The sequence below is a fragment of the Streptococcus pseudopneumoniae genome (assembly GCF_001074975.1).
Classification (GTDB): Bacteria; Bacillota; Bacilli; order Lactobacillales; family Streptococcaceae; genus Streptococcus; species Streptococcus pseudopneumoniae_D.
Window position 1 is genome coordinate 1 of the sequence record NZ_JUUO01000119.1, and the last position, 6628, is coordinate 6628.

General features: G+C 41.9%; 7 protein-coding genes. 5 read left to right on the forward strand and 2 right to left on the reverse strand.

Going from position 1 to position 6628, the window contains the following annotated elements; all coding sequences use genetic code 11:
• Positions 1–211: 211 nt before the first annotated feature.
• Positions 212–1222: a catabolite control protein A gene (gene ccpA / locus ADI86_RS07480; protein ID WP_049532431.1), complete on the forward strand. Its 1011-nt coding sequence runs from the start codon at positions 212–214 to the stop codon at positions 1220–1222.
• Positions 1223–1275: 53 nt separating this feature from the next.
• Here the strand turns inward: ccpA and ADI86_RS07485 are convergent, their stop codons facing one another.
• Complete coding sequence (locus tag ADI86_RS07485) at positions 1276–2238, reverse strand: asparaginase (protein WP_049532432.1); 963 nt, start codon at positions 2236–2238, stop codon at positions 1276–1278.
• 65 nt (positions 2239–2303) lie between these two features.
• Between ADI86_RS07485 and ADI86_RS07490 the strand changes: the two genes are divergently transcribed.
• Positions 2304–3695 carry a Cof-type HAD-IIB family hydrolase gene (locus ADI86_RS07490; protein ID WP_049532433.1) on the forward strand — a complete coding sequence of 464 codons (1392 nt, stop codon included), beginning with the start codon at positions 2304–2306 and terminating at the stop codon, positions 3693–3695.
• Positions 3696–3877: 182 nt separating this feature from the next.
• Here the strand turns inward: ADI86_RS07490 and ADI86_RS07500 are convergent, their stop codons facing one another.
• Positions 3878–4330 carry a universal stress protein gene (locus tag ADI86_RS07500; protein ID WP_049532435.1) on the reverse strand — a complete coding sequence of 151 codons (453 nt, stop codon included), beginning with the start codon at positions 4328–4330 and terminating at the stop codon, positions 3878–3880.
• Between the two features lie 161 nt (positions 4331–4491).
• Between ADI86_RS07500 and ADI86_RS07505 the strand changes: the two genes are divergently transcribed.
• From ADI86_RS07505 to rpmH, 3 genes are all read left to right on the forward strand, one after another.
• Positions 4492–4794, forward strand: coding sequence for a hypothetical protein (locus ADI86_RS07505; protein ID WP_049532436.1), 303 nt, complete (start codon positions 4492–4494; stop codon positions 4792–4794).
• A gap of 157 nt (positions 4795–4951) precedes the next feature.
• Positions 4952–6166, forward strand: coding sequence for a pyridoxal phosphate-dependent aminotransferase (locus ADI86_RS07510; RefSeq protein WP_049532437.1), 1215 nt, complete (start codon positions 4952–4954; stop codon positions 6164–6166).
• A gap of 154 nt (positions 6167–6320) precedes the next feature.
• A complete protein-coding gene (gene rpmH / locus ADI86_RS07515; RefSeq protein WP_000831905.1) occupies positions 6321–6455 on the forward strand; it encodes a 50S ribosomal protein L34 in 135 nt (44 codons plus the stop codon).
• Positions 6456–6628: the final 173 nt, after the last annotated feature.

The following is a 6628-nucleotide window of genomic DNA, read 5'->3' on the forward strand; positions in this document are numbered from 1 at the left end:
TTCGTCGTCTGAGACTAACTTCCAGTTTTGGGAGAGAGGTGGAAGTTACTTTGAGAAGTTACGGTATGAAATTTTTTTCAAACAATCTTCAAAAAACGCTTGAAAGTGTTTACAAATAGTGATAAAATGGAATAAGTAGAATCATGAAAACGAAATTTTCATACCGTCTCTTTTTAGAGTCTCGTGAGGTATGATATAGAAAGGAAATGGAATGAATACAGACGATACAGTAACGATTTATGATGTCGCCCGTGAAGCAGGAGTTTCAATGGCGACGGTTAGCCGTGTAGTCAATGGCAATAAGAATGTAAAAGAGAATACTCGTAAAAAAGTGCTTGAGGTGATTGATCGTTTGGATTACCGTCCAAATGCCGTGGCGCGTGGTCTTGCAAGCAAAAAGACAACCACTGTCGGTGTCGTGATCCCAAATATCACCAATGGTTATTTCTCAACGCTTGCTAAAGGGATTGATGATATCGCTGAAATGTACAAGTACAATATCGTCCTTGCCAATAGTGATGAGGATGATGACAAGGAAGTTTCAGTTGTCAATACACTGTTTTCTAAGCAAGTGGATGGTATCATTTTTATGGGTTACCACTTGACTGAAAAAATTCGTTCAGAGTTTTCTCGTTCTCGGACACCAGTTGTTCTTGCAGGAACTGTGGATGTAGAACATCAGCTTCCAAGTGTCAATATTGACTACAAACAAGCTACGATTGAGGCAGTGAGCTACCTTGCGAAAGAAAATGAGCGCATTGCTTTTGTTAGCGGTCCACTAGTGGATGATATCAATGGTAAGGTTCGTTTGGTTGGCTACAAGGAAGCCTCGAAAAAAGCAGGTATTTCTTATAGTGAAGGATTGGTATTTGAGTCTAAATACACTTATGAAGATGGCTATGCCTTGGCAGAACGCTTGATTTCATCAAATGCAACTGCAGCAGTTGTAACAGGTGATGAGTTGGCAGCAGGTGTCTTGAATGGTTTGGCTGATCACGGTGTGTCAGTACCAGAAGAGTTTGAAATCATTACTAGTGATGATTCACAAGTGTCTCGCTTTACCCGTCCAAACTTGACAACTATTGCCCAACCTCTTTATGACCTTGGTGCCATTAGTATGCGTATGTTGACTAAAATTATGCACAAGGAAGAGTTGGAAGAACGTGAAGTTCTACTACCGCATGGATTAACAGAACGTCGTTCAACACGAAAACGGAAATAGAAAAAATCAGGGAATCGTGAAGATTTCCTGATTTTGCTTTCTGGAGAAGAGACTTAGCCTTCCATATAGTCTTTCAAATTCTGTCCTGTTAGTCCAGCATTGAGGGCGATGAGGAGTTTCAAGCGAGCTTTTTGGGCGTTAAGTTCTTTAACAAAAAAGACACCTGCTTTTTGCAACTGCACGCCTCCACCTTGGTAGGCATAAACAGGTTCCGCTATACCGTTAAAGCATCGTGAAACTAGGGCGACTGGGATTCCTCTCTGCAGAAGGATTTCTAATTTTTGAGCCGTTTCCTTGGGAATGTTGCCCGCTCCGAAGGCTTGGATAATCAAGCCGTCCAATTGTTCCAAATCCAGCATATCAATCAGCTCATCTGTCATACCGGCATATGCTGAGATGATAGGTACCAAGCCTTGTATATGATCGAGGTCAAAGCGAACACGAGGTTCAGCTGTTTTAAAGTAGAGAATTTCCTGTTTCATAATCAGACCAAGGGGGCCATGAGTAGGAGTTTGGAAGGTACTGACATTGGTCGTATGTGTTTTGGTAACATACTTGGCAGCGTGGATTTCATCGTTCATAACAACCAAAACCCCTTTGTCAGCAGCCTTGTCATCGCTAGCCACCCGCAAAGCACTCAGATAGTTATAAACACCATCACTGCCGAGTTCGTTGGAGCTACGCATGGCCCCTGTTAGAACGATAGGCATATGGGGAACTTCCATGGTATCAAGGAAATAGGCTGTTTCCTCTAAAGTATCGGTTCCGTGTGTAATCACTACACCATCGTAGTTAGCAGCTTCCTCTTTAATTTTCTGGTAGAGGGCCAGCATATGCTTGGGTTTGATATGGGGGCTTGGCAGGTTAAAAAAGTCCAAGGCGTGGACTTGGATTCCTTCAAGAGGATTGGACACATGGTTCATGGGATTATCTGAACTAGTCACAACAGCGCCAGAAGCATCGGCCTGCATGGAAATAGTTCCGCCAGTATGTAAAACAAGGATTTTCTTAGGCATGATTTACTCACTCTTTCTGAAATGTGGTATAATCATTGTATCACAAAAGGGGAGATTGGGATAGGATGGAAGTCAAAGCGGTTTTTTTTGATATCGATGGAACCTTGGTTAACGATCGCAAGAGTGTTTTGAAATCCACTAAGGACGCGATTAAGATTGTTAAAGAGCAAGGGGTGCTAGTTGGTGTAGCAACGGGACGAGGACCTTTTTTTGTTAAGGAATTGATGGACGATTTGGACCTGGATTTTGCGGTAACCTACAATGGCCAGTATATTTTTAATAAAGACAGAGTCTTGTTCACGAGCCCTATTTCCAAGTTACATTTGCGCCATCTCATTTCGTATGCTAAAAAAGAAGGCAAGGAGATTGCCCTAGGGACCAAGGATGCCATGCTGGGTTCCAAAATCATGTCCTTTGGTCTGGGTTCTTTTTCTCAACGAATCAGTCGCTTCGTTCCCTCTGTTTTAACTCGGACGGTGAGTCATTCCTTTAATCGTATGGTCAGCAAGGTTGTTCCCCAAAAGGAAGAAGACCTGCTTCACCTGATGAATCAGCCTATCTACCAAGTTTTGATGCTGATGACGCCAGAAGAATCTGAGAAGGCGGCAGCTGATTTTGAAGACTTGAAATTGACACGTAGCAATCCATTTGCAGCAGATGTCATCAATCAAGGAAACTCTAAATTGGAAGGCATTCGCCGAGTTGGAAAAGAATATGGCTTTGATCTCAACCAAGTGATGGCCTTTGGTGACTCAGATAACGACCTAGAAATGCTGGCGGGTGTTGGTATGTCGGTCGCTATGGGAAATGGTAGTAGCAGTGTCAAGGAAGTAGCCAAGCACATCACTACTAGCAATCAGCAAGATGGAATCCACAAGGCCTTGGAACATTTTGGTGTTCTAGCTTCAGAAAAAGTCTTTGTCAGCCGTGACTATCATTTCAATAAGGTCAAGACCTTCCATCACATGATGGACGAACGGACCCAAGAAGAACCTCGAGCTTGGGATTTAGAAGGTGCAACCCATAGGGCTGGTTTTAAAATAGAAGAATTGGTGGAGTTTGTTCGAGCTGCCAGTCCTTCTGAAGAAGACTTTGGTCAAGCTGTATCGCAACTTCATCAAGCTCTTGATAAGGCAGCAGATAAAGTAGCTAAGAAGACACCTGCCCAGCAAGATTTGATAGGGCAAGTTGATGCCTTGATTGACACACTTTACTTCACCTACGGTAGTTTTGTCTTGATGGGAGTGGACCCAGAACGTATTTTTGACATTGTCCATCAGGCTAATATGGGGAAAATTTTCCCAGATGGCAAGGCTCATTTTGATCCAGTGACCCACAAAATCTTAAAACCAGATGATTGGGAAGAAAAATATGCTCCAGAACCTGCTATTAAAAAGGAACTGCAGCGCCAGCTCAAGGCTTACGAACGCCATAAAGAGAGAAATAATACTCAATGAAAATCAAAGAGCAAACTAGGAAGCTAGCCGCAGGCTGCTCAAAACACTGTTTTGAGGTTGCAGATAGAACTGACGAAGTCAGTCACATATATAATCCAAGGTGAAGCTGACGTGGTTTGAAGAGATTTTCGAAGAGTATAAACAGTAAACAAAAAGGAGCTCTGAGCTCCTTTTCTTGATGATTATAAGGTTTTTTCTTGTTCTCTCACCACCAGCAAATCAACCTTAGCATGGCGGAGAATGTATTCAGATGAAGAGCCGACCAAGAGGCGTTCAAAGGCGTTGAGACCAGTTGCGCCAACGAGGATGAGGTCCACTTCCTCAGCATCTGGAATAGTACGTGCCAAGAGGGTCTTTGGATTTCCCATTTCAATGACGATATGAACATCTGCCACACCAGCATCTTTAGCACGTTTTTCGTACTCTTTCATCATGCTTTCAGCGTCTTCTTGGAGTTCTGCGTAAACTTCAGCATCAAAGGTGGATACACTTTGGAGAGCGCGTGTGTCAATGACATGTGCGATGGTGAGTTTAGCGTCGTTTCGTAGAGCAGAATGAACTCCCTTGACAAAAGCTAAGTCCGCTTCCTTAGAACCATCGATTGCGACCATAATATTTTGGTAACGTTGTGCCATAATGAAACCTCCTGAAATTTTCTTACTATAATTGTAAACCTTTTCACTATAGAAGTAAAGCAAAAAAAGTATTTTTCAAAAGAATGTTAGCGATTAAAAACTATATAAATATATGATAAAATAAAAGAAAGGATAGCAGGAAAGAAGTGAAGGGAGGGAGAATGATGAAAAACTATTTTCAAGAAACAAAAAAATCAAATTTCTTTTATTATAGAATTATCCTAGTGTCAGTCTTGGTAGAGGTTGTCATGATCTGGCAGTTAGAGAGTCTAGTACCGCTTCTTTATCCAGATTTTATCGGCTTTTTAGTCTTTCATCTACTCTACCATGTAATCTTATTCCTAGTTGCAAAAAGAAGTGGACGCTTAGATTACTTGATGATATGGAGGCTTTTCCTCATGTTCAATCTTCTTTATGACTCCTTTCTAGGCTTGCTTTTTCTAGGTTTATCTTTTGGTATGTGATCTGTCTTTGGCAAAATTCCTGCTATCTCCCCTGTCTTGACCTTGCTCTTTAGTGAGGTTTTTCTTCTGTAGGATTTTAGTAATACGTTCCAGTAAACTTGTCGCATTCTCTTTCTAGTGGTATAATGTTATTATCCTGATGAATTGAGGAAACAAGATGAAAGAATATAATAAGTCTAGTAAGTTAGAGCATGTTTCTTATGATATCCGTGGTCCTGTTTTGGAAGAAGCCATGCGGATGCGAGCAAACGGAGAAAAGATTTTACGTCTAAATACAGGAAATCCAGCAGAATTTGGCTTTACAGCGCCAGACGAGGTCATTCATGACTTGATTATGAATGCGCGTGATAGTGAAGGATATTCTGACTCCAAAGGGATTTTCTCAGCCCGTAAGGCTATCATGCAGTATTGCCAATTGAAGAAATTTCCAAACGTAGATATTGATGATATTTACCTTGGAAATGGTGTCAGTGAGTTGATCGTCATGTCCATGCAGGGGCTTTTGGACAATGGGGATGAGGTCTTGGTGCCAATGCCAGACTATCCTCTCTGGACGGCCGCTGTCAGTCTAGCTGGAGGAAATGCCGTTCACTATATCTGTGATGAAGCTGCAGAATGGTATCCAGATATTGACGATATCAAGTCAAAAATTACTTCCAATACCAAGGCAATCGTCCTTATCAATCCAAACAACCCAACTGGAGCCCTTTATCCTAAGGAACTCTTGCTGGAAATCATTGAGATTGCCCGTCAAAACGATTTGATCATCTTTGCGGATGAAATCTATGACCGCATGGTCATGGATGGACATGTGCATACGCCTGTGGCTAGCTTGGCACCTGATGTTTTCTGTGTCAGTATGAATGGTCTGTCAAAATCGCACCGTATCGCTGGTTTCCGTGTGGGTTGGATGGTCTTGTCTGGACCTAAGACACATGTTAAAGGCTATATCGAAGGGCTCAATATGCTGTCCAATATGCGTCTCTGCTCTAACGTCCTAGCCCAACAAGTCGTACAAACTTCCTTGGGTGGTCACCAATCAGTTGATGAATTGCTCCTTCCTGGTGGACGAATTTACGAGCAAAGAAATTTCATCTACAATGCTATTCAAGATATTCCAGGTCTCTCTGCTGTTAAACCAAAAGCGGGGCTCTATATCTTCCCTAAAATCGACCGCAATATGTACCGTATCGATGATGATGAGCAGTTTGTCCTTGATTTCTTGAAGCAGGAAAAGGTTCTCTTGGTTCATGGTCGAGGCTTTAACTGGCAGGAACCAGACCATTTCCGTATCGTTTACCTTCCTCGTGTTGATGAGTTGGCTCAAATCCAAGAAAAGATGACTCGTTTCTTGAAACAGTATCGCAGATAGGGCTTACATCAGAAAAAGCGTTAAAAAGCTGGAAACATTTGTCTAGAGCTATTGACAAAAGTGAAAGAATCAGATAGAATAGTAAAGTATGTTTAGTAACTGATCACTTTATAGCCGGCTAAACGAATACAAAATCTATGAGGAGGTATTCATCGTGAAACGTACTTATCAACCAAGTAAACTTCGTCGTGCGCGCAAACACGGATTCCGTAACCGTATGTCAACTAAAAACGGTCGTCGCGTATTGGCAGCTCGTCGTCGTAAAGGACGCAAAGTTTTGGCTGCATAATCCAAACGAACTCTATCAAAAATCAGTAGGAACTCGAGTCTACTGATTTTTATTTTTGTAAAAAAGTTCAAAAGACTTTATATTTTTGCTCAAATGGTGTATAATATTTCAGGCTCTTTGTCAACTGTAGTGGGTTGAAGAAAAGCTAAGCTCGAGAAAGGACAAATTTCGTC